The following is a 20,158-nucleotide window of genomic DNA, read 5'->3' on the forward strand; positions in this document are numbered from 1 at the left end:
GGAGCTGAAGGAGACCATCAACACGATGGTCGACCAGCTCTCGGCGTTCGCCGACGAGGTCACGCGGGTGGCGCGTGAGGTGGGCACCGAGGGCAAGCTCGGCGGCCAGGCCGCGGTGCGCGGAGCCTCCGGCACCTGGAAGGACCTGACCGACTCGGTCAACGTGATGGCCTCCAACCTGACCGGCCAGGTGCGCTCCATCGCCCAGGTCGCCACCGCCGTCGCGCGCGGCGACCTCTCGCAGAAGATCACCGTCGAGGCCAAGGGCGAGGTCGCGGCCCTCGCCGACGTCATCAACACGATGGTCGACACGCTCTCCGCCTTCGCCGACGAGGTCACGCGGGTGGCGCGCGAGGTCGGCACCGAGGGCATCCTCGGCGGCCAGGCACGGGTGCCGGGCGTGGCGGGCACCTGGAAGGACCTGACCGACAACGTCAACTCGATGGCGAACAACCTGACCGGGCAGGTCCGCAACATCGCCCAGGTCACCACCGCCGTCGCCCAGGGCGACCTCACCCGCAAGATCGACGTCGACGCGCGCGGGGAGATCCTGGAGCTGAAGACCACCATCAACACGATGGTCGACCAGCTCTCCGCCTTCGCCGCGGAGGTCACCAGGGTGGCCCGCGAGGTCGGCAGCGAGGGACGTCTGGGCGGCCAGGCCGAGGTCGAGGGCGTCTCCGGCACCTGGAAGCGGCTGACGGAGAACGTCAACGAGCTGGCCGGGAACCTCACCCGCCAGGTCCGCGCCATCGCCGAGGTCACCGGGGCCGTGGCCGAGGGCGACCTGACCCGCTCGATCACCGTGGACGCCTCCGGCGAGGTCGCCGACCTCAAGGACAACGTCAACTTCATGGTGCAGTCCCTGCGCGAGACCACGCGGGCCAACCAGGAGCAGGACTGGCTCAAGACCAACCTCGCCCGCATCTCGGGCCTGATGCAGGGCCACCGCGACCTCGCCGTCGTCGCGGAGCTGATCATGGACGAGCTCACCCCGCTCGTCGGCGCCCAGTACGGCGCCTTCTACCTCGCCGAGGACGACGCGGAGGGCACCGAGCTGCGCCTGGTCGGCTCCTACGGCCACCCCGCGGCGGCCGGCGGCGCCGAGCCGCCGCGCTTCAGGCTCGGCCAGTCCCTGGTCGGCCAGGCCGCCCGCAGCCGCCGCACCGTCACCGTCGACGACCTGCCCGCCGGCTACGTCACCGTCTCCTCCGGTCTGGGCGCCACCGAGCCCACCAGTCTGATCGTCCTGCCGATCACGGCGGAGGACCAGGTGCTCGGCGTCATCGAGCTGGCCTCGGTCACCCCCTTCACCGCGCTCCACCAGGACTTCCTGGGCCGGCTCATGGAGACCGTCGGCGTCAACGTCAACACCATCGTCGCCAACGCCCGCACCGACGAGCTGCTGGCCGAGTCCCAGCGCCTGGCCGCCGAACTCCAGGAGCGCTCCGAGGAACTCCAGGTCCAGCAGGACGAACTCCAGCGCTCCAACGCCGAGCTGGAGGAGAAGGCCGCCCTCCTGGCCTCCCAGAACCGCGACATCGAGACCAAGAACCTGGAGATCGAGCAGGCGCGGCAGGAGCTGGAGGACCGCGCCCAGCAACTGGCACTGGCCTCGAAGTACAAGTCGGAGTTCCTGGCCAACATGAGCCACGAGCTGCGCACCCCGCTCAACAGCCTGCTGATCCTCGCCCAGCTCCTGGCGCAGAACCCGACCCGCAACCTCACCCCCAAGCAGGTCGAGTACGCGGGCATCATCCACTCCGCCGGGTCCGACCTGCTCCAGCTGATCAACGACATCCTGGACCTGTCCAAGGTCGAGGCCGGCAAGATGGATATCAACCCCGAGCGCGTACCCCTGCGCGGTCTGCTGGACTACGTCGAGGCCACCTTCCGGCCACTCACCACCCAGAAGAGCCTCGGCTTCACGATCACCACCGCGCCCGGTGTCCCCGTCGACCTGTTCACCGACGACTCCCGGCTGCGGCAGGTGCTGCGCAACCTGCTGTCCAACGCGGTGAAGTTCACCGAGTCCGGCGGCGTGACCCTGAGGATCGAGCCGGTCGCCCCCGGCGAACCGCCCTCCACCGTCCGGCTGCACGGCTCGGCCGTCGCCTTCCGGGTGGAGGACACCGGCATCGGCATCCCCGAGCAGCAGCTGGAGACCATCTTCGGCGCCTTCCAGCAGGCCGACGGGACCACCAGCCGCAAGTACGGCGGCACCGGTCTGGGCCTGTCCATCAGCCGCGAGATCGCCTACCTGCTGGGCGGCGCCGTCACCGCCGAGAGCGTCCCCGGGCAGGGCAGCGTCTTCACCCTCTACCTGCCCGTGGCACGGCCCGACTTCACCGCCGCGCCGCTCCCCTCCCGGCAGACCGGCGCCCGGGAGGGGACCGGGCCCGCCGTCCAGGAGCCGCCCGCCGAGCCGCAGCGGCCGCGGAAGCGGCGGCTGCTGGTGATCGAGGACCGCCCCCGCGGTCTGCTCTCCCTGGTCGCCGAGAGCGCCGTGGCGGACCTGGCCGAGGGGGCGGGAGACATGGGCGACCCGCGCGGACCCGTGGAGGTCGTCACGGCCGTCGGGGCGCAGGAGGCCGCCGCCGCGCTCGCCGCGGAGGCCTGCCACTGCGTGGTGCTCCAGCTCGACATGCCCGACGGGACGGCCATGGGCTTCCTGGAGGCCATGGACGGCGACACGGCCCTGCGCCGGGTCCCGGTCCTCGCGCACAACAACCGGCGTCTGGCCCCGGAGCAGGAGCGAGCCCTGCGCTCCCGCACCGGCCGCCGGCCGATGGAGCTGCTCTCCGGTCTGGACGAGCTGCGCGAACGTATCGCGCTGCACCTGACGGCCGAGGAACCGGGCGATGTCCTGCCGCTGGTGCGCTCCGAGGAGACCGCGGAGCCGGCGGCTCCGCCCGAGGAGGCGGACAGCTCGCTGGCGGGCCGGACGGTGCTGGTCGTCGACGACGACGCGCGCAACGTCTACGCCCTCACCGGCATCCTGGAGCTCCACGGGATGCACGTCCTGCACGCCGACAACGGCCGCAAGGGCATCGAGACCCTCACCGGTCACCCCGGCGTCGACGTGGTGCTGATGGACGTGATGATGCCGGAGATGGACGGCTACGCCGCGACGGCGGCGATCCGGGCCATGCCCGACTACGCCGGTCTGCCCATCATCGCGGTGACGGCCAAGGCGATGCCCGGGGACCGGGAGAAGAGCATCGCCGCCGGGGCGACCGACTACGTGACCAAGCCGCTGGACGCCCGCGACCTCGTCGCGTGCATCCGCCGCTGCCTGGACGCGTAGCCGCGAGCCCCGCCCGTCAGCCGACCCCCGCCCCGAGGAGCAGCGCAGTGCAGACCCAGCGGCCGGACGAGCCCGTCCCCGGGGGCGGGCCCGCGGCTGCCCCGGCGCCGCCCGCGCGGCAGCCGTACGAGGGCAGGGTGTACGAGCGCGGGACGTACGACGGGGTCCCGCCGCGCGACGGCGCCGACATCCGCGTCGGCAGGCTGGCCGCCACCGTCGAGCGGCTGCGCCGCGAGGTGCGCGAGGCCCACGCGGCGGCCGAGGGCCGCGCCCTGATCGAGATGGCCAAGGGGATCCTGGTCGAACGGCTGGGCTGCGGCCCGGCGCAGGCCGCCAGGCAGTTGGACGTCCTCGCCGACCGGGCAGGCCTCTCCCGGCTGGAACTGGCCGCCGACCTCATCGACCAGGCCGCCCACGACCGGGTCACCGAGGCGGCCCGCGAGTTCCTGGCCAGGGCGGGGCAGGACGGCGGGGACGGCGGCCGGAGGAAGGAGGACGGGAACGCCCCCTCACTGTCGGTGCGGCTGCGCACCGCGGAGAGCGGCGCGCTGGCCGCCGACGACACCCAGGCGGTCGCCGAGTCCCTGCTGGAGCACGCGCTGACCCCGCTGGGCGCCGTGGCGGTGGCCATCTGGGCCGCCGGCACCGACGCCTCCCTGACCCTGGCCGGCTTCGCGGGCTACGCGGCCGAGGAGGCCGCACGGTGGCACTACGTACCGCCGGGGGTGGCCACCCTCGCCCGCCGTGCCCTCACCGAGCGCCGGCCCGTGTGGTTCGCGTCCCCCGCCGAGGCCGGACTGCCCACCCTGGGCAGGCGGCAGGCGCCCGAGGGCTGCCGGGTCACGGTCCCCGCCGACAACGGCGGCCGCCTCCTGGGCGTTCTGGAGATCTGCTGGCCCGGCCCGCTGGAACCGCAGCCCCCGCAGGTCCAGCGGCAGATCGAGGCCCTGGCCGAACTGTGCGCCCACACCCTGGACAGCCGCGCCGCGGACGCCGCGGACCGCGGGGAGGTCCTCCAGGCACGGCACCCGGGCGCCTCGGAACTGGTGGACTTCGCCGACGGCCTGCTGGACCCCGCCCTGGTGCTGGTACCCCACCTGGACGCCGAGGGCCGGCTCGCCGACTTCCGCATCCACCACGTCAGCGCCCACTTCGTCGACCCGGTGGGCCGTCCGCGCGGCGCCGTCGCCGGGGCGCTGCTGCTGGAGGCCTACCCGATGGCGGTGGGCGAGAGCGGCCTGTTCGAGAAGATCGAGCACGTCCACGCCACCGGCGAGCCCTTCCGCGCCGAACGGATGGTACTGCGCGCGCTGGTCGGCCAGGTGCCGCTGACGGTGGAGGCGGCCGTCAGCATCAGTCGCCACGGGGAGAACGTCCTGCTCATCTGGCGGGTCCAGGACGAGGCGGCACGACTGGCGAGCGTGCTCCAGCACGCCCAGCGCCTGGGCCGCATCGGCGGCTTCGAGGAGAACCTCGTCACCGGCGAGATCGTCTGGAACAGCCAGCTCTTCGCCCTCCACGGACTGCCGCCCACCGCCGCGCCGGTCCCCCTGGAGCAGTTGCCCGCCCACACCCACGCGGACGACGAGGCCGCCATCGGGCGGTTCCTGCGCACCCTGCTGCACCACCGCCGCCCCGCCTCCACGGCCTTCCGCCTCCGGCGGACCGACGGAATCGTGCGCCACATCCGTGTGGTGGCCGAACCGGCCCTCGACGAAGGTGGCCGGCTGGTCGCGGTGCGCGGCGCCTACCAGGACGTCTCCGCGCAGCACTGGACGGAGGTCGCGCTGGGCGCCACCCGCGACCAGCTCGCCCAGACCGAGCAGCAGGCCGCCGAGCGCAACCGCATGACCCTTCAGCTCCAGCGCGCCATCATGCCGCCCACACGGGGCCCCATCGACGCCGGGGGGCTGGACATCGCGGTGCGCTACCGCCCCGCCGAGAAGGACCACCTGGTCGGCGGCGACTGGTACGACGCCGTCGTCCTGCCGTCCGGCCAGGTACTGCTCTCCGTCGGCGACGTGGCCGGCCACGGCATCGAGGCGGCCACCGGCATGGTCGTCCTGCGCAACGCCCTGCGCGGTCTGGCCACCACCGGAGCCGGGCCCGCGCAGATACTGGCCTGGCTCAACACCGTCGCCCACCACCTCACCGAGAACGTCACCGCCACCGCCGTCTGCGGTCTGTACGACCCGGGCGCCCGGACGCTGCGCTGGGCCCGGGCCGGCCACCCGCCGCCGGTCCTGGTGCGCCGGGGCGAGGCCGCCACGCTGCCGCTGGTCGGCGGACTCCTGCTCGGCGCCGTCGCGGAGGCCGGGTACGAGGAGGAGAAGCTGGTGCTGGAGGCCGGTGACATGCTGCTGATGTACACCGACGGCCTCATCGAGCGCCGGGACCGCTCCCTGCAGGAGTCCCTGGACCAGCTCATGGCCCTCGCCCGGGACTCCGACGCCACCCTGGACAAGCAGCTCGACCGCCTGCTGACCTACAGCAACTCCGACACCGACGACGACACCTGCGTCGTCGGTGTCCGGATGCGCTGACCCGGGCCCCGCCGCCCGGCCGTCTCCGGCTCCGCACGCCGGGTGCCCGCGCCGTGCACCCGAACGCGACACACCGCGAGGACGAGGGCCGATGGGAGAGAAGAACAGGCACCGGGAGCAGGGCGAGGGCGAGCACGGCCACGGCGCCGAGCGCCGCACCGACCCGGCCGGGGGCCCGGGAGCTGAGCCCCGGCGCGGGCGGTCCCTGCGCGGGCGGGGCCGCCCGGCGGCACCCGCGGCGGCCCGGCGCGCTCAGCGCCGCAGCGGGACGAAACGCACCTTCAGCCCCGGCACCGCCTGCGCCGCCCCCGCCAGCGCCTCCCGCGGCACCACGCCGACCACCGGGTAGCCCCCCGTGGTCGGATGGTCGGCGAGGAAGACGATCGGCTCGCCGCCCGGCGGCACCTGCACCGCACCCGCCACCATGCCCTCGCTGGGCAGCTCGCCCCGCACCGACCGTTCCAGGGTGGGCCCCTCGGTCCGCAGCCCGACGCGGTTGCTCTCGGCGGACACCCGGTAGACCCCCCGGGCCAGCGCGCGCAGCGCGGCCGGGGTGAACCAGTCCTCGCGCGGCCCGGGCGCCAGCGGCAGCACCAGCTCGCCCGACGGTGGTCCCGGAGCGGCGGAGGCCACCGCGTCGGCCCAGGGCACGGGCCCCGGCGCCGGCCCCACCGGCAGCCGCGCCCCCGCCGACAGCGGAGCCGGGCCGAGCCCGGACAGCAGATCGGTGGACCGGCTGCCGAGCACCGGCCCGACACCGACGCCGCCGGCCACGGCCAGATAGCTGCGCACTCCGGCCCGCGCGGCGCCGACCTCCAGCACCGTCCCGCCCGGCACCCGCACCGCCGCTCCCCACGGCGCCGGACGGCCGTCGATCCGCACCGGGCACGGCGCACCGGTCACCGCCGCCACCACGGCGCGGTCCGGGCGCACCGCGCACCCGGTGAGGGTGGTCTCCAGCGTCGCGGCCCCGGGCGCGTTGCCCACCAGACGGTTGGCGAGCCGGTGGGCGGGGGAGTCCAGCGCCCCCGAACGCGGCACCCCCAGATGGGCCAGGCCCACCCGGCCCAGGTCCTGCACGGTGGTCAGCGCCCCCGGCCGCAGGACCTCCAGCACACCCCCGCCCGTCACGGCACCGCCTCGAACCGCACCCGGGTGCCCGGGGCCAGCAGCGCGGCAGGCTCCCGGCACACGTCCCACAGCACCGCGTCCGTCCGGCCGATCAACTGCCAGCCGCCGGGCGAGGTACGCGGGTACACCCCCGTGTACGCACCGGCCATCCCCACCGAGCCCGGCGGCACCGAGGTGCGCGGGACGGCGCGGCGGGGTACGCCCAACTCCCCGGGCAGCCCGGTGAGATAGCCGAACCCGGGGGCGAACCCGCAGAAGGCGACCCGGAACTCGGTACGCGTGTGGACGGCGACCGCCTCCTCCTCGTCCACCCCCCACAGTGCCGCCACCTCGGCCAGATCCGGTCCGTCGTAGCGCACCGGCAGCACCACCGCGGCGGTGCCCGCCGGGGCGGAGCCGGGGAACTCCCTGCCCCGCAGCCACCTCGCCAGCGCCCCCGGGTCCTCCAGCCCGTCCAGCAGGACGGTGGCCGCCGCCGGCACGATCTCCTCCACCCCGGGCAGCTCGCCGGTCGCCCGCAGCCGCGCCAGCTCGGCGTGGAGGGCCTGGGCCCGCTCCGCGCTGTCCACCTCCAGCAGCAGGGCGCGCCTGCCCATGGGCAGCACCCTCGTCACCCTCACGGCACGAACGCCTCGATCCGCACACCGGACTCCGCGAGGGCCTGCCGCACCCGCCGGGCGAGCGCGACGGCGCCCGGAGTGTCGCCGTGCACGCACAGCGACCTGGCTCCGGCGGCCACCTCCACGCCGTCACCGGCGGCGGCCACACTCCCGCGCAGCGCGATGCCCAGCGCCTGGGAGACCACGGCGTCCGGATCGTGGATCACCGCCCCCGGTTCCCGCCGGGACACCAGCGTGCCCCGCGCGGTGTAGCCGCGGTCGGCGAACGCCTCGGTGACCGCGGGCAGCCCGGCCTCCTCGGCCGCCCCGAGCAGCAGCGACCCGGGCAGCCCCAGCACCGGCAGTCCCCCGCCCGCCAGCAGCACCCCGGACACCACCGCCCGCGCCTGGCCCTCGTCGTGCACCGCGCGGTTGTAGAGCGCGCCGTGCGGTTTGACGTACGCCACACGCGTCCCGGCGGACTCGGCGAACACCCGCAGGGCGCCGATCTGGTAGGCGACCTCGTCGGCCAGCTCGTCCTCGGGGACCTCCATCGGCCGCCGCCCGAAGCCGGCCAGGTCGCGGTAGGCGACCTGGGCGCCGATCGCCACCCCCCGCTCGGCCGCCTGCGCGCACACCCGGCGCATGGTGGAGGGATCCCCGGCGTGGAAGCCGCACGCGATGTTGGCGCTGCTGACGACCGAGAGCAGCGCCTCGTCGTGGGTGAGCTCCCACCGTCCGAAGCCCTCGCCCAGGTCGGCGTTGAGATCGATCACCGGGGCCGCGCCCTCCACCCGAGCCACCGCCCCCTTCTCCCCCTCGTCCCGCTGTGTCATGCGACGAGGGTAGTTCGGGGAGACGGGCGGGGCGTGTCCACGAGTCCGTCAGCGCCGACGGCGCGTCTCCGGGGCCTCCGGGAGCTCCGCCTCCCCGCCGGCCCGCCCGTACCTCCGTGCCACCGCGCCCAGGTGGTGGAGGACGAGCAGCAGCAGGCCGACGTCGTCCAGGTACACCGGATCCGGGAGCAGGTCGAGGGGGAAGACCGTGTAGACCAGCGCCACCCAGAAGGCGGCCCCGGCGCTCACGGGGAGGTCCGCGCCCCGCAGGAGCAGATAGGCGCGCACCAGCCTGACCAGCAGGACGGCCGCGACGGCCAGCGTCGCGACGGCGAGCACCGCGCCGACGGCGATCAGTACGGCCTGCCAGGTCTCCAACGGAGCTCCTCCCGCGAGGATGGACGGTGGGGTGAGGATCGCCCCGGAGCCCGGTTTCAAACGTGGGCGCGCGGACCCGGTGTGCGCACCCGGCGCGCGCCGGGTGCCCAGCCGCGGCGGCCCGCCGCCGGCCGTGGTGGCGGTGGTGTCCCAGGGAATGTGGCTGTGGCCGAAGACCAGGACGTCCAGATCGCCGGAGCGCTCGGCGCACCGCTTCTCCCGGCTCCACTTCGGACCCGTCTCGTGGACGACGCCCAGGCGTAGTCCGCCCGGCTCGGTGCGGGCCACTTCCGGCAGCCGGGCGCGCAGTCCGGGCCCGTCGTTGCTGCCGTACACCCCGATCAGACGCCGGGAGCGCTCCTGTAGGAGGTCCAGGGCGGCGGTGTCCACCCAGTCCCCGGCGTGGACCACCACGTCCGCCTCCGCCACGCGCTCCAGCAGCTCGTCGGGCAGCCGCTTGGCGAGCCCGGGGAGGTGGGTGTCGGACATGATCACAACGAGCACGGTTCCAGCGTGACCCGCCGGTCCCCGCCGCCCCTCTCCCCACCGGGCCGCGTACACCATGCGGACAGCCCGCCCGCGCGCCGCGCGCCCGCCGTAGGGTGATCGCCGACACGCCCACGCCGGATCCGGCCCGCACCCGGGGGAGCACATGACGCGCACCGACGACACGATCAGATGGGGCATCCTCGCCACCGGCGGCATAGCCGGGGCCTTCGCCCGCGACCTCGCGACCCTGCCCGGCGGTGAACTCCTCGCGGTCGGCTCGCGTTCGCCGGAGTCCGCCGGCCGCTTCGCCGACGAGCACGGGGTTCCGCGCGCGTACGGCAGCTGGGCCGAGCTGGCCGCGGACCCGGACGTGGACGTGGTCTACGTCGCCACGCCCCACTCGGCGCACCTGGAGGCCGCCACCGTCTGCCTGGAGGCGGGCAAGGCGGTGCTGTGCGAGAAGCCGCTCACCCTCAACCTGGCCCAGGCGCGGGAGATGGTCGCGCTGGCGCGCCGCAGGGGCGTCTTCCTGATGGAGGCCATGTGGACCTACTGCAACCCGGTGGTGCGCCGCATGCTCGAGCTCGTCGCGGACGGCGCGATCGGCGAGGTGCGCTCGGTCCACGCCGACTTCGGCATCGTCGCCCCCTCGGATGCCTCGCACCGCCTGCGCGACCCTCGGCTGGGCGGCGGCGCCCTGCTGGACCTGGGCGTCTACCCGGTCTCCTTCGCCCACCTCGTCCTGGGCGAGCCCTCCTCCGTCGCCGCCTGGGCCCACCTGACGCCCGAGGGCGTGGACGAGACCACCGGCGTCCTGCTGGGCTACGACAGCGGGGCCGTCGCCACCCTCTCCTGCTCCATCGCCTCCGCGAGCCCCACCGTGGCGGCCGTCAGCGGCACCAGGGGACGCGTCGAGCTGCCGCACGGCTTCTTCGCCCCGGAGTCCTTCGTCCTGCGCCGCGAGGGGCGCGAGGCCGAGGAGGTCCGGGTGCCGCGGGCCGAGGGCGGCACCGGCTACGGGCCCGAGGCGGCCGAGGTGATGCGCTGCCTGCGGCAGAAGGAGACGGAGTCCCCGCTGGTGCCGCTGGACGGGACGCTCGCGGTGATGGCGACGCTGGACGCCGTCCGCGAGCGCGTCGGGGTCCGCTACCCGGGCGACGACTGACCGTTCGCCGGGCATCCGGTGTGCGACGGCGTGGCCGGGGCCCGCCGGGCGGTTGCGAGCGCCCTGCGGGCCCCTCATCTGCCACGATTCCGAGAGCGCTCTTATTCTCCGGTCGCCGAGGGTGCCGGGAGGGCTACCGCCTGCAAGAGGTTTACGAAAAAAAGGTATTGACGCCCCATCCGGTCGCGTACAGGATCAGCGCCGTGCGCATGACAGTGCACCTGTGCCTTCTTGCGTTCAAGTGCTGAAAACTTCGACCGCGTCCGAGGGAGCCGTCATGGGACAGCCACCGCACACAGGAACGGGACCCGGGGGAGGGGGCCGGCGAAGGCGGCGCCGGCGAACGGCCGCCGCGACCCTCGGCGCCCTCCTCGCCCTGCTCGCCTCAGGTCTGACCCCTGCCGCGTCGGCCGCCGCGCAGGACCGCGTCCTGGACGACTTCGACGGCGCCGTGCCCGGCCCGATCGGCACCTACGGCAGCACCCCCGGGGACACTCCCAGGCTCAGCCAGGTCGCCGCCGAGGCCCGTCCCGGCGCCAACGCCTTCAACCGCGCCCTGCGCGTGGAGTACGACATCACCGCCTGGGGCGGCTTCGACCACGCCCTGACCGGTGCCGAGGACTGGAGCGGCCACGAGGGCTTCTCCTTCTGGGTGAAGGGCACCGGCAGCGGGGAGCGCGTCCAGTTCGAGGTCAAGGACGGCGGCCCGAACGCCGGGCAGGCCGAGCTGTGGGCCGGCTACTTCACCGACGACACCGACGGCTGGAAACAGGTCCGCACTCCCTTCGAGGGCTTCGTCCGGCGCCCCGACTACCAGCCCGCCGGCGCCCCGGACGACGGCGTGCTGGACCTGACCCGGATGTGGGGCTACGCCGTCAACCTGCCCACCGCCTCCGGCGCCCTGGAGTTCGACCAGGTCGAGCTGTACGGTGTGGGCGGGGTGCGGGCCCGCGTCGCCACCGACCGGCCCGTCCACACCGTCGAGCACGGCGGCACCGCCACCGTGGAGGTGGCCGTGGGCACCACCGGCGGCGTGCCGCTGGCCGAGCCCGTCACCGTCGCCTACGCCACCGGCGAGGGCACCGCGGAGCCCGGCGAGGACTACACCCCGGTCGAGGGCACCCTCACCTTCCCGGCCGGCACCCCCTCCGGTACGGCGAAGACCTTCACCGTCGACACCGAGCGCAGCGCGGAGCCCGCCACCGCCAAGACCATCCCCATCACCCTCTCCGCCGATGGCGCACGCGCCCCCGACGATCCGCCCACCGTCGTCATCGACGCGCACGGCCTGCCGTACCAGAACCCCCGGCTCCCGGTGGGCGAGCGGGTGGAGGACCTGCTCTCCCGGATGACGGTGGACGAGAAGATCGGCCAGATGACCCAGGCCGAACGCGGCGCCCTGGAGGCCCAGGACGACATCGCCTCCTACGAACTGGGCTCGCTGCTGTCCGGCGGCGGCTCCAACCCCGCCCCCAACACCCCCGAGGCCTGGGCCGACATGGTCGACGGTTTCCAGCTGCGGGCCCAGCAGACCCGGCTGCAGGTCCCGCTGATCTACGGCGTCGACGCCGTCCACGGCCACAACAACGTCGTCGGCGCCACCGTCTTCCCGCACAACACCGGCCTCGGAGCCGCCCGCGACCCGGAGCTGGTGGAGGACACCGCCCGCGTCACCGCCAAGGAGGTCCGCGCCACCGGCGTCCCCTGGAACTTCAGCCCCTGCCTGTGCGTCAGCCGCGACGAGCGCTGGGGCCGGGCGTACGAGGCGTTCGGCGAGGACCCGGCGCTGGTCACGCGACTGGCCACGGCGGTCGAGGGCTACCAGGGCCGCGCAGACGGCCGGGACCTGAAGGACACCGACCGTGTGCTGGCCACCGCCAAGCACTACGCCGGCGACGGCGGCACCGAGTTCGGCTCCTCCACCACCGGCACCTACACCATCGACCAGGGCGTCACGAGGACGACGCGCGAGGAGCTGGAGACCGTCCACATCGCCCCCTTCGTGGAGGCGGTCGACGAAGGAGTCGGCACCGTCATGCCGTCCTTCTCCAGCGTCGACTTCCTCGGCGACGGCGAGGGCCCGGTCAGGATGCACGCCCACGCCGACCTGATCACGGACGTCCTCAAGGGCGACCTCGGCTTCGACGGGTTCGTCATCAGCGACTGGCAGGCCATCGACCAGATCCCCGGCGAATACGCCTCCGACGTGCGGACCTCGATCAACGCCGGACTCGACATGATCATGGTCCCGTACGACTACAAGGGCTTCACCTCCACCCTGCGCGAGCAGGTCGACTCCGGCGCCGTGCCCATGGCGCGGATCGACGACGCGGTCACCCGCATCCTCACCAAGAAGTTCCAGCTCGGCCTGTTCGAGAAGCCCTACGCCGACCGCACCCACCTGGACTCCGTCGGCTCCGCCGCCCACCGCGAGCTGGCCCGCCGGGCCGCCGCCGACTCCCAGGTGCTGCTGAAGAACGACAAGAACCTGCTGCCGCTGAGCGGCGACGAGAAGCTCTACGTCGCCGGCTCCAACGCCGACGACATCGGCAACCAGGCCGGCGGCTGGACCATCTCCTGGCAGGGCTCCTCCGGCGACATCACCGAGGGCACCACGATTCTGGAGGGAATCCGCCAGGCCGCCCCGGACGCCTCCGTCACCTTCAGCGAGGACGCCTCCGCGCCCACCGACGGGCACAGCACGGGCATCGTGGTGGTCGGCGAGACCCCGTACGCCGAGGGCGTCGGCGATGTCGGCAACGGGCACGACCTGGAGCTGTCCGAGGCCGACCGGAAGGCGGTCGACACCGTCTGCGGCGCCATGGAATGCGCGGTACTGATCGTCTCCGGACGCCCGCAGATCATCACCGACCGACTCGGCGACATCGACGCCCTGGTGGCCTCCTGGCTGCCGGGCACCGAAGGCACCGGCGTGGCCGACACCCTCTTCGGCGAGCGGCCCTTCACCGGCCGCCTGCCGGTGAGCTGGCCGCGCTCGGCCGCCCAGGTCCCGGTCAACGTCGGCGACGCCTCCTACGACCCGCTCTACCCGTACGGCTGGGGCCTGCGCACCGACGGCGCCCGCGACCGGCTGGAGGACGTCCGGGAGGAGTTGCGGGACCGACGCGACATCGCCTCCCGCATCGCGGCCGTCCACATCCGCCTCGCTCTCAAGAACCGGTACTGGAAGTCCGACGGCACGGTCCGCGGCGCGGACGCGGTCCTGAAACACCTGACCCGGGCCGCCGCCCCGCTGGAGAAGTCGAGGGCCGACTCCTACCTCCAGGCGGACCAACTCGTCTCGGTCGCCCGGGACATCGCCCAGGACACCCTGCTGAAGGCCGGTGACGGCGCTCCGGAGCGCGCGGTGTCCCTCACTGCGGACGCCGACCACGCCCTGGCCTCCGGCGACTACGCCAAGGCGATCCGCCACCTGGCCGAGGCCCATCGGCTGGCCCGCTGACCGCCCACCCGAGCCGGTCCGTGAGATCCGCACGAGCGAGCTGGCGTCCGCAGACCTCGCCTACCCGTCGAACTGAGGCGTCACCATATCGGGAGCCGACCTCGTGCTGCTGCGCCGGATTGCGCGGTAAGGCACGACCTCCCAGCCGAACAGCACCTCGCATCGCCGAGATGACCTGAGGGCACCAGCTTCGGGGAAGCCGCCGGCCCACGGCGCGGCGGTTCACCTCCGGCCACGCGCGCCACCTGTCGCCCGCCCGTCGAAACGAGCGCGGTGAGACTGCCATTCCTTCAGTGCTTCCTGACCGGCGTCGGAATCGAAGCGGGACAGTTGCCGGGCAGCCTGCTTCCAGTACTCGTTCCAGTCCAGCCACCCGTCACGATTGAAAATGCCCTCCTTGTAGTCGCCGCACGCCTTTCTCAGCTCTTCCACGTGGCGCGGGTCGTCCGGAGCCAGCAGTATGGCGACACCATGGCTCAGCATGGCGGACGAGATGTCGCTCAGGTTGTCCCGGCGGATCGCTTGCATCGCATTCAGCGCCACTTGACGCGTCTGTGTGTCTCTGCGGACGAGACTGGCGAGCCGGATTGCCGCGAAGTGCTGACTGTAGTCGGCGTCGCGCACAATGGAGAGGAGTAGATCGATCCGGTCATCCCTTGTCTCGCGTCCCACCGAGGCCAGCTCCTGGTCGAGCTGGATCCCGACCCCGCCATCGGTTCTCTTCAGGCGCAGGGACAGCTGCCACCCTCTCTCGAAGACGATCTTTCTGAGGTCAGGTGGCAAGTCGTTGTAGATGCTCCGGACCCGGAATTTCATATATCGCCCGAGGAAACCTGAGCTGATCTTCCCGCATGAACGCAGATGCTGATATGCTGCTTCGGCGGTGAGATACACCTCCAAGGTTTCGTTCTCGTCGTACTCGGACATCTGTGAACGGGCCTTTATGCAGTGGCCTATAAGGTCTGCGTAGAAGTCTGCCCGACACCACTCGCGGCCGACGAATTCCTTCCACCTGTGAACCAGCGTCAACGAAGAGGCTGGTGCGTCACCCGAGATCTTCGACCTCAGATATTCTGTTTTGTCCAGGTAGTACGCGACCGGCTCTGCGGTCAGCGACGCCTTGTCGGGCAGGGCGTGCGCCATCCGCAGAGCCCGACTCGTAAGGTCTAGAATGTTCAGAGTCTCCTCGGATGCGCCAGGAGACTCTGGGAGGAGCATGGTGAGTATACGTGAACAGTAGATCAGCTCATCGGCCGCAACGCACTTTCCGAGTACCACCCTGAACAACTCGCCCGAACCCTCGAGCAGGACCTCGCGAGCCATTTTCCGAATCTGATTCGGCGATAGCCTGGTCCTTTCACCGACTGCAACAGGTTCCCACAGGCCGATTGACTCCAACACTCTTAAGAAGAGCCGGGACATCTCGGCAGAGGGAACCGAGTGCTGAAGCAGGTCCTGTAGAGCGGTTCGAATCCGCGTATGGAGCCCGGACTCCTCGATGACAGTCTGGGCTATGACGGCATGTCTTGCCATGTGGTTGCTGTCGGCATCCCGTGTCCACGGGTCGAATTGGCTACGCGTATCCAAATCGGCCTGCCCGCACAGTCGGCTCAGAAGCTGCTCGGGAATCTTTCCGGCTGCGACTGTGGCGAGGCAGACTTGAACGTAGGCGGCCTGGTCGGCGGGCGTCATCGCCTTGCATTCCTCCACCAGGCGAAAGTGGAAGTGCTCGCCGTACACCGCTTTGAGGAAGGTGACCAGGACCGAGGGTGAGGCGCAGTCAGGGTCGAGGGGCGCCTGAGCGCTGAGGGAGCCGGAATGCCGGAGGTTCGGATACCTGGCTCCCAGTTCCTCGTCGTCCAGGACCCTTAACAGGTCCGTGTACGCCCGATGGATCATGCGATGGAGACTGGCGAGTTCGTTCACGTCGAGAGGAGCCAGACGGACCACTTCGGAAGCGGCCTGAGTCCTGCGGCGGAGCGAGTGCATCCAGGGAGGTCTGCCAGCCACTATCGCAGTCATTTCCGCACCCTCATCCCAGGCATTCGATACTTCCGCCAGGAACTCGGCGAGGGCAGTCTCCTGTCCGGTGGTGGGGGGCGCGCTCACATCTAGTACCAAGAGGACCGAAGAGCGTCCGTCGCCGGAAGGCATGAAATCCTGGATGACGTCCCGGAAGGCTTGCGCGGAAGCGTTCCCCGCAATTGTGGTGTAGCTGGCCTCGATCACCAGATGTGCGTCTGCGGAGTGCCACATCAGACGGCGGAGGAAGCTCGTCTTTCCCTCGCCTGCCTCGCCGGCCAGGAAAAGTATCCGCGCGCCGTGCGACCGCGACCACGGTATCGCCTCCATCCCCTGAATGATCCGACCCGACCTTGTGGCCAGGCGCCGTTCCACAACCGCGCCGCTACCGATTTCGGCGAAGCCGCAGGGCACCCCTGAAAGGAACCGATGCCAGTCGACTGGCCGCGGGGCGGGACGGTAAAAGACCCGCAGGGATAGACACTCCTCGCTCTGCGAACCGATGACGACGGTGTTGACCGTGTTCGCGGCCACGCTTCCGTTTTGAGCAATGTTCTGAATGGGAGCGGTGGAAGCGGAGACTGCCGGGAGGAGGGTACGGTCTCCGGGAACGGTCAGCCGTGTTCCGCTCCCGGCAGGGTAGGGTCACCGATCCGGACACCACCGTTGATCACTCCTGCGGCGGCGGACCCACTGTCAGCGCGAATGGACACGTCGCCGCGGACAGCCATTCCGGCTTGCCCCGAGGAGGCCGTTCCTCCGGGGTTCCGACGCGCAGCCTCACGAAGCTCATGGAGACCCGTGATCACCCCTTGGCGTTCGGAATCGTCCAGCCCTTCCAGCAGACTTTCGAAGACGGTCTGCCATGAGGCCTCCTGGCGGACCCGCAAGCGCTCCAAGTCGTCCGGGGCCGCACCCCGCAACAGTTCCTGTGTCTGGTCCAAGCGTTCCAGAACAGCCAGTTCCCGTTCCGGAGCACTTCGATGAAAGATTTCGGCCACCTTGGCCCGTAGCGCGACCCAGGCCTCCGTTCCCGCTGCCTGTACTACGGCCATTCCCCCGCCCGCCGCAGCGGCGATCATCCCCTCGGCTAACACGTAGGCCTCTCCCCATAGCGTCGTTTAGCGTCCCACCACTGTAGGACTTGGAACGTGCTGTGTCTCGGGAACAGTGAGGTTCTCTCAGTGAACCTCTTTCATCCTGTGTAGTCGCAGGTCAGCAGGACGTGTACGGCCTGGACAGTGCGGCCGATGCGTCGGGTTGAGCAGCGGGCTCGTTGGAGTGCCCGCCAGGACTTCAGCCGGGCGAAGGCGCGCTCGCCCGGAGCGCGCAGCCGGGCCTGGTCTCGGTTGTACTGCTGGTAGTGCCCGGGTAGGTCGCGATGGCCGTAGTACGGGGTGCAGACGGTGGCGCCGGCGCCCTGGTAGGCGCGGTCGGCCAAGACGAGAATCTGCCGGGTCAGACACGCCTGGACGATGCCGTGGGCGCGGGCCGCGGTCAGGGGTGAGGCGATGTCGGAGTGCGGGCGGAAGGGTGTGTGCACGCCGCTGCCGGTGCCGGTGTAACCCGCGTCGGCCAGGGTCGGCAGCGCGGCTCGGGCCGCGGCGTACAGCGCGGGCAGCACGTGGAGCCGGGCGGCGGTGATGTCCGGGGTGGAGCCCGGTTCGACGTCGGACACCCACAGCGGGGTGCCGTCCGGGGCGGACAGGAACTGCATATTCCCGCCGAACGCCCTGTGTTTCTGGCTGAACCGCCAGTTGTTGCCGTTCTCCCGGATGTCGGCGGCACGGTCGCACTCGACCAGCGTGCCGTCCAGAACCAGGTGGGTCATCCCCTCACGTCGACAGCGGTCCAGTACCTGGTGCGGGTCCGGGGCGCGCTCGGCGAGGACGTCGATGCCTTCGAGCAGGTAGCGGTAGCCGGTGGCCTGGGAGATTCCGGCGTCGCGGACCAGGCAGTGCACGCAGGTGCGGTGGCGGAACCAGCACAGCACCAGGACCGCCCGGCGGAACGGGCCCAGCGTCCGCGAGCCGCGCGGAGCGCCGATCTTCCGCGGGCGGCCAACAGGCACGCGAGGAAGACCGCCGCCGGGGCAAGGCTGCCCGTCCCAGTACCGGAGCCTTATCCGACTTCACGTAGATCATTTCGCTGAAAAAACCTCAATGCATGGCGATGCTTGTCGTATAGCGGTCGGCTGCGCCGGAGGGTCTTTCCAGGCAGATGCCGCGGTCGTTCTCCTGTGCTCGGTGGTGTCACGGGCCGGTGCGCGGTGTCCGTTTCCGCCCGCCCCGGCGGGTACCCGCCGGAAGAGGGGCCACGTGAGGCCCCACTCTTCATAATACCCCCTGGGGTATGTGTTACGGTGATGGCCGTATCCCCGGGGCACAGCGATCCGGAAGGAGCAGCACCGTGTTCTTCGTCGACACCGTGGAGATCCGGGGACTGGGCAATCGCGGCTACCTGGCCGGGGGCCGGTCGGCGGCCGTCGTGGTGGACCCGCCGCGTGACATCGACCGGATGCTCGCACTGGCGGCCCGGCGGGGGGTGCGGATCGCCCTCGTCGCCGAGACCCATGTGCACAACGACTACGTCACCGGCGGGCCGGAACTGGCCCGGGTGACGGGCGCGGAGTACCTGGTGCCCTCCGGCGCCCGTGTGTCGTACCCCCGGACGCCGGTGGCCGACGGCGACACGAGCGGGATCGAGGAGGGGCTGACGCTGCGTGCGCTGGCCACCCCCGGCCACACCCCGCACCACACCTCCTACGTACTGGAGGAGGACGGGCGGGCGGGCGCCGTCTTCACCGGCGGCTCACTGCTGATCGGCGCCGTCGGGCGGCCGGACCTGGTCGAGCCGCGCATGACGCGCGAACTGGCCCGCGCCCAGCACGCCTCCGCCCGCCGGCTGGCCGACGAGCTGGACGACGACGTGCCCGTGATGCCGACCCACGGCTTCGGCAGTTTCTGCTCCTCCACCCAGGCCGAGGGCGACTCCACCACCATCGGCAAGGAACGCGAGGCCAACGACGCGCTGGTCAAGGATGTCGACGAGTTCGTTGCCGACCTGCTCGCCGGCCTGGACGACATCCCCGCTTACTACACTCATATGGGACCGGTGAACTCCGCCGGGCCGGAACCGATCGACCTCACCCCGCCCCGGCGCGCGGACGCGGAGGGGATCGCAGCCCGGCTGGCCGCGGGGGAGTGGGTGGTGGACCTGCGCAGCCGTGTGGCCTTCGCCGAGGGGCATGTGGCGGGTGCGTACAACTTCGAGGCCGACGGCAAGCTCGCCACCTACCTGGCCTGGCTGATCCCCTGGGGCAAGCCGGTCACACTCCTGGCCGAGAGTTCCGAACAGCTCGCCGACGCCCAGCGGGAGCTGGCCAGGGTCGGCATCGACCGCCCCGCCGCGGCCGCCACCGGCGGCCCCGCCGACTGGCTCGGCGACGGCGAGGAGCCGCGCTCCTTCCCCCGGGCGGCCTTCGCCGACCTGGCCGGCGTCCGCGAGCGCGGCGAGGAGGTGGTGGTGCTCGACGTGCGCCGCGACGTTGAGCGTGCGAACGGCCATGTCGAGGGCTCGGCCCACATCCCCGTCCACCAGCTCCACGGCCGTGTGGCCGAGGTGCCCGACGGGACCGTCTGGGTCCACTGCGCCAGCGGGATGCGCGCGACGATCGCCGCCTCGATGCTGGACGCGGCCGGCCGAGAGGTGGTCGCCGTGGACGACCCCTTCGACGCGGCGGAGCAGGCGGGGCTGACCGTCGTACGGCCCTGAAGGGCTCATGCCCCCCGACCGTCCACATCGCCCGCACCACCCACCGGAGGAGAGCATCATGTCCGTGATCCACCGCGGCCCCGGCCGCGTCGACCCGGTCGAGGCCGACCGGCGCACCGCCGAGGGCGAAGCCGTTCTGCTGGACGTGCGCGAGGACGCCGAGTGGAACGCCGGCCACGCCCCGCGCGCGGTCCATCTGCCGCTGTCCCGGCTGGTGGAGGGCGCGGAACCGCCCGGCGGCCTGAGCGGCAGGCCCGTGGTGGCCGTCTGCCGCTCGGGCAACCGTTCCCGGAAGGCCGCCAGGCTCCTGGCCGACCGTGGCGTGGACGCGGTGGACGTCACCGGGGGCATGGCCGCATGGGAGAGGCAGGGCCTGCCCGTGCGTGACGGGCGCGGACGCCCCGGCACCGTCGCGTGACCGTCCCGGCCCCGGCGACCGTCCCGCCGGGGC

Annotated in this window: 12 protein-coding genes and 1 pseudogene; 6 read left to right on the forward strand and 7 right to left on the reverse strand. The window is 72.2% G+C overall.

Annotated features, from left to right (window positions below; genetic code table 11):
• Both AC2CJA_RS10905 and AC2CJA_RS10910 read left to right on the forward strand, forming a co-directional pair.
• Window positions 1-3,307, forward strand: a 3,307-nt coding sequence (locus AC2CJA_RS10905; RefSeq protein ID WP_484602468.1) for a HAMP domain-containing protein, incomplete at its 5' end; no start/stop codon positions are given.
• Between the two features lie 137 nt (window positions 3,308-3,444).
• Complete coding sequence (locus AC2CJA_RS10910) at window positions 3,445-5,850, forward strand: SpoIIE family protein phosphatase (RefSeq protein WP_484602476.1); 2,406 nt, start codon at window positions 3,445-3,447, stop codon at window positions 5,848-5,850.
• Between the two features lie 252 nt (window positions 5,851-6,102).
• Here the strand turns inward: AC2CJA_RS10910 and AC2CJA_RS10915 are convergent, their stop codons facing one another.
• The 4 genes and pseudogenes from AC2CJA_RS10915 to AC2CJA_RS10930 all read right to left on the reverse strand — a co-directional run.
• Window positions 6,103-6,981 carry a 5-oxoprolinase subunit C family protein gene (locus tag AC2CJA_RS10915; protein WP_484602469.1) on the reverse strand — a complete coding sequence of 293 codons (879 nt, stop codon included), beginning with the start codon at window positions 6,979-6,981 and terminating at the stop codon, window positions 6,103-6,105.
• Window positions 6,978-7,577: a 5-oxoprolinase subunit B family protein gene (locus AC2CJA_RS10920; protein ID WP_484602477.1), complete on the reverse strand. Its 600-nt coding sequence runs from the start codon at window positions 7,575-7,577 to the stop codon at window positions 6,978-6,980. Before AC2CJA_RS10920 ends, AC2CJA_RS10915 begins: the two co-directional genes overlap by 4 nt.
• Window positions 7,578-7,597: 20 nt before the next feature.
• Window positions 7,598-8,356 carry a LamB/YcsF family protein gene (locus AC2CJA_RS10925; RefSeq protein WP_484602478.1) on the reverse strand — a complete coding sequence of 253 codons (759 nt, stop codon included), beginning with the start codon at window positions 8,354-8,356 and terminating at the stop codon, window positions 7,598-7,600.
• Between the two features lie 576 nt (window positions 8,357-8,932).
• Window positions 8,933-9,283: pseudogene (locus tag AC2CJA_RS10930) on the reverse strand (YfcE family phosphodiesterase); the annotation flags it as partial.
• A gap of 163 nt (window positions 9,284-9,446) precedes the next feature.
• Between AC2CJA_RS10930 and AC2CJA_RS10935 the strand changes: the two are divergent.
• Both AC2CJA_RS10935 and AC2CJA_RS10940 read left to right on the forward strand, forming a co-directional pair.
• Window positions 9,447-10,448: a Gfo/Idh/MocA family protein gene (locus tag AC2CJA_RS10935; protein ID WP_484602470.1), complete on the forward strand. Its 1,002-nt coding sequence runs from the start codon at window positions 9,447-9,449 to the stop codon at window positions 10,446-10,448.
• A gap of 277 nt (window positions 10,449-10,725) precedes the next feature.
• Window positions 10,726-13,911: a glycoside hydrolase family 3 N-terminal domain-containing protein gene (locus tag AC2CJA_RS10940; protein WP_484602471.1), complete on the forward strand. Its 3,186-nt coding sequence runs from the start codon at window positions 10,726-10,728 to the stop codon at window positions 13,909-13,911.
• 222 nt (window positions 13,912-14,133) lie between these two features.
• Here the strand turns inward: AC2CJA_RS10940 and AC2CJA_RS10945 are convergent, their stop codons facing one another.
• The 3 genes from AC2CJA_RS10945 to AC2CJA_RS10955 all read right to left on the reverse strand — a co-directional run bounded on the left by AC2CJA_RS10945 (window position 14,134) and on the right by AC2CJA_RS10955 (window position 17,764).
• The gene (locus tag AC2CJA_RS10945) at window positions 14,134-16,467 is read right to left on the reverse strand and encodes a hypothetical protein (protein WP_484602472.1); all 2,334 of its coding nucleotides are present in this window, start codon (window positions 16,465-16,467) and stop codon (window positions 14,134-14,136) included.
• Between the two features lie 80 nt (window positions 16,468-16,547).
• Window positions 16,548-17,030 carry a hypothetical protein gene (locus tag AC2CJA_RS10950; protein ID WP_484602473.1) on the reverse strand — a complete coding sequence of 161 codons (483 nt, stop codon included), beginning with the start codon at window positions 17,028-17,030 and terminating at the stop codon, window positions 16,548-16,550.
• Between the two features lie 98 nt (window positions 17,031-17,128).
• Window positions 17,129-17,764 (reverse strand): transposase family protein, encoded by a 636-nt coding sequence (locus AC2CJA_RS10955; protein ID WP_484602479.1) that lies wholly within the window; start codon window positions 17,762-17,764, stop codon window positions 17,129-17,131.
• 578 nt (window positions 17,765-18,342) lie between these two features.
• Between AC2CJA_RS10955 and AC2CJA_RS10960 the strand changes: the two genes are divergently transcribed.
• Window positions 18,343-19,707: a rhodanese-like domain-containing protein gene (locus AC2CJA_RS10960; protein ID WP_484602474.1), complete on the forward strand. Its 1,365-nt coding sequence runs from the start codon at window positions 18,343-18,345 to the stop codon at window positions 19,705-19,707.
• A 58-nt stretch (window positions 19,708-19,765) separates the two neighbouring features.
• Window positions 19,766-20,125: a rhodanese-like domain-containing protein gene (locus AC2CJA_RS10965; RefSeq protein WP_484602475.1), complete on the forward strand. Its 360-nt coding sequence runs from the start codon at window positions 19,766-19,768 to the stop codon at window positions 20,123-20,125.
• Window positions 20,126-20,158 lie beyond the last annotated feature (33 nt).

It is taken from the genome of Streptomyces sp. ATLC9, from assembly GCF_057196705.1.